4 protein-coding genes are annotated in these 3,906 nt (G+C 64.2%); all 4 read left to right on the forward strand.

What is annotated here, in order from left to right; genetic code table 11:
- Positions 1-1,194 (forward strand): chromosomal replication initiator protein DnaA (gene dnaA, locus RTX98_RS20390; RefSeq protein WP_312798716.1); only part of this gene is annotated, 1,194 nt, incomplete at its 5' end.
- Between the two features lie 189 nt (positions 1,195-1,383).
- Positions 1,384-2,499 carry a DNA polymerase III subunit beta gene (gene dnaN, locus RTX98_RS20395; protein ID WP_189503823.1) on the forward strand — a complete coding sequence of 372 codons (1,116 nt, stop codon included), beginning with the start codon at positions 1,384-1,386 and terminating at the stop codon, positions 2,497-2,499.
- 14 nt (positions 2,500-2,513) lie between these two features.
- A complete protein-coding gene (gene recF / locus RTX98_RS20400) occupies positions 2,514-3,653 on the forward strand; it encodes a DNA replication/repair protein RecF (protein WP_312798717.1) in 1,140 nt (379 codons plus the stop codon).
- A 31-nt stretch (positions 3,654-3,684) separates the two neighbouring features.
- Positions 3,685-3,906: ThiF family adenylyltransferase (locus tag RTX98_RS20405; RefSeq protein ID WP_312798718.1), on the forward strand; the 222-nt coding region annotated here is incomplete at its 3' end.

Here is a 3,906-nt window from a genome sequence, read left to right on the forward strand (position 1 = left end):
CAAAGCGAAGCGGCTGCGCAGCGCAACCGCGCCGCCAAGCCGGCTGCCAGCGCCACTGCGGCGCCTTCAATGAAACCGATGCTGTCGGTTGTGGGTTCGGCCGCGCCGCGCCAGGCAACGGGTGAAACGGAATCGCGCGGTTCGAGCATCGGCTCACCGCTCGACCAGCGCTATACGTTCGATACCTTCGTGGAAGGTCCGTCGAACCGCGTCGCTCTTGCAGCCGCCAAGGCTGTTGCCGAAAGCGCGCCCAACGGCGTGCGCTTCAATCCGCTGTTTATTCATTCCTCGGTTGGCCTCGGCAAGACCCATCTGCTGCAGGCCATTGCCGACGAGGCGATCCGCAACAAGCCGGGTTCGCGCGTCGTTTATCTGACCGCCGAATATTTCATGTGGCGCTTCGCTTCCGCGATCCGCGACAATAGCGCGCTGGCTCTCAAGGAACACCTGCGCGACATCGACCTCCTGATCATCGACGACATGCAGTTCCTGCAGGGCAAGTCGATCCAGAACGAGTTCTGCCACCTCCTCAACATGCTGCTCGACAGCGCCAAGCAGGTCGTCGTTGCCGCCGACCGTCCGGCCACCGAGTTGGAATCGCTCGAGCCGCGCGTGCGTTCGCGCCTCAGCGGCGGCGTGTCGCTGGAAATGGCGGCACCGGATTTCTCCATGCGTTTGTCCATGCTGCGTCATCGTCTAGCGCTGGCACAGGCCGAGGATGCCTCGATCACGATCTCCGACGAGATCCTGAACCACATCGCCCATGCCATCCCCGGCAGCGGCCGCGAGATCGAAGGCGCGTTCAACCAGGTCCTGTTCCGCCGCTCCTTCGAGCCGCAGCTCGACGTTGAGCGCATCGACGAGATGCTGGCGCACATCTTCCGCTCTGGCGAGCCCAAGCGCGTGCGCATCGAAGACATTCAGCGCATCGTTGCCCGCCACTACAACGTGTCGAAGACCGAGCTTCTGAGTAACCGCCGCACGCGCACCATCGTGAAGCCGCGCCAGGTGGCGATGTATCTGTCCAAGGTGCTCACCCCGCGCTCCTTGCCGGAAATCGGCCGTCGCTTCGGTGGCCGCGATCACACCACGGTTCTGCATGCCGTGCGCAAGATCGAGGATCTGTCGGGTTCCGACACCAAGCTCGCCCAGGAACTCGAATTCCTGCGCCGCCTCATCAACGAGGCGCAATAAGCGCTAGCCCCTGCATCAGGCAAAGCCCTGTTGATCGACAGGCTTTCACCGGCCTGAAAAGCTTGCTTTCGCGGCAGATTTGTTGTCAGTCTGCCGCGACTTCGGCGGGGATTCCACACACTGCCGACGGGACATGCCGGGTATCCTCCTTGACGCCTGTCCCGCTGATTTCATTCGGGACCGGTTGTCATGCGTGTAGTTCTTGAACGCTCGAACCTTTTGAAGTCGCTCAACCATGTTCATCGTGTCGTTGAGCGCCGCAACACGATCCCGATCCTGTCGAACGTGCTTCTGGCAGCCGAGGGCGCAAACCTGTCGCTGAAGGCGACGGATCTCGACCTCGAAGTGACCGAAACGATCCCGGCCATGGTCGAGCGCGCCGGCTCCACCACCGTGCCCGCCCATCTCCTTTATGACATCGTGCGCAAGCTGCCCGATGGTTCGGAAGTGATGCTGAAGCTCGATGAAGACGGCAACGCCATGACCGTCATGGCCGGCCGCTCGTCATTTCGCTTGCAGTGCCTGCCGCAGTCGGATTTCCCGCAGCTATCGGCCGGCACCTTCACCCACATCTTCCGCGTCGAAGCACCGGCCATCAAGGGCCTGATCGACAAGACCCAGTTCGCGATCTCGACGGAAGAAACTCGCTATTACCTCAACGGCATCTTCCTCCACACGCATGGCGATCAGGACCTGAAGCTGCGCGCGGTCGCCACCGACGGCCACCGCCTGGCCCGCTCGGAAACCGCCGCCCCCTCCGGCTCGGAAGGGATGCCCGGCATCATCGTGCCGCGCAAAACGGTCAGCGAGTTGCAGAAGCTGCTCGACGATCCGGAAACCACCGTTACGGTTGAACTGTCCGACACCAAGATCCGCTTCACGATCGGCCCTGTGGTGCTGACCTCCAAGCTGATCGACGGCACCTTCCCGGATTACCAGCGCGTCATCCCGACCGGCAACGACCGCAAGCTCATCATCGACCGCCAGAGCTTCGCATCCGCCGTGGATCGCGTGTCCACCATCTCCTCGGAGCGCGGCCGCGCCGTGAAGCTGTCGATCGCATCGGGCCAGGTCACGCTTGCCGTCAACAATCCGGATTCGGGCAGCGCGACGGAAGAGCTCGCCGCCGACTATGACTCCGATCCGATCGAGATCGGCTTCAACGCGCGCTACCTGCTCGATGTCGCAGCCCAGCTGTCGGGCGGCGATGCCCGCTTCATGCTGGCCGATGCAGGTTCGCCGACGCTGATCCACGACGCATCCGACGACGACACGCTGTATGTCCTGATGCCGATGCGCGTGTAGCGCATCCCTTCTTAATGGCCGAACCCAGCACGATCGGTAAGTTCCAGCTCACGCAGTTCCGGAACTATGCGCAGCTCGTCACGCGGTTCGAGCCCGGCGCCGTCGTGCTGTTTGGCGCCAATGGCGCCGGCAAGACCAATCTTCTGGAGGCCATCTCCTTCCTGTCGCCGGGTCGCGGTTTGCGCCGCGCAAGCTACAGCGACGTGCCCCGCGCCGGTGCGGCCGATGGCTTTTCTATCTTTGCCGAAGTCAGCGGACCGGAAGGCGATGCCAGCATCGGCACGGGCACCGGTTCCGACAATGAAGGTGACGCTTCCCGGCGCGTGCGCATCAACGGCGCACCCGCCCGCAGCGCCGACGATCTCCTGGAATGGCTGCGCGTCATCTGGCTGACGCCGTCGATGGACACGCTTTTCACCGGTCCTGCCGCCGATCGCCGCCGTTTCGTGGATCGTCTGGTGCTGGCCATCGATCCGCAGCATGGCCGCCGCACGCTCGATTATGAAAAAGCCATGCGCGGCCGCAACCGTCTGCTTGCCGAAGACAGCCGCGACACCGCCTGGCTGGATGCAATCGAAACGCAGATGGCGGAAACCGGCACGGCGATCGCCGTCGCCCGCGTCGAACTGGTGCGGCTCCTCACCGGCCTGATCGAAACCATGCCTGATGGCGCGCCCTTCCCCCGCGCGGGCATCGCGCTCACCGGCTTCGTGGAAGATCAGGTTGCGGGCCGTGCCGCCGTCGACATCGAGGAAAGCTTTCGCCAGGCCCTGCGCGACAATCGGTATCGCGACCGTGCATCCGGCCGTACGCTGGATGGCCCGCATCGCGCCGACTTCGTCGTGGAATATCGCGAAAAGGCGATGCCCGCCGCCCTTTGCTCCACGGGCGAACAGAAGGCGCTGCTGATCGGCCTGATCCTGTCCCATGCGCGGCTGACCGGCGCGATCACCGGTCTCGTGCCGATCCTGCTGCTGGACGAAATCGCCGCTCATCTCGACGAGAACCGCCGCGCCGCGCTTTTTTCCATACTGGAAGAGATCGGCTGCCAGACCTTCATGACCGGCACCGAGCGCGCACTGTTTGCCAGCCTGGAAAGCCGCGCCCAGTTCCTGCATGTCCAGGACGGCACGGTCACCGCCGATCCCGGCTGACAGCCCCTTTGCGGAAGCCTATGGTGCTGCCATGGACACGCAAGCCTCCCAGCCGCTCTCGCCCCTCGAAGTCGAACGCTATGCCCGCCACCTCGTACTGCCGGAAGTCGGCGGCGCGGGCCAGCAGAAGCTCAAGCGCGCCCGCGTGCTGATGATCGGGGCCGGCGGTCTCGGTGCGCCGGTGCTGCAATATCTCGCGGCCGCTGGCGTCGGCACGCTCGGCATCGTCGATGACGACACCGTGTCCCTGTCC

It is taken from the genome of Tianweitania sp. (genome assembly GCF_032053605.1).
GTDB lineage: Bacteria > Pseudomonadota > Alphaproteobacteria > Rhizobiales > Rhizobiaceae > Tianweitania.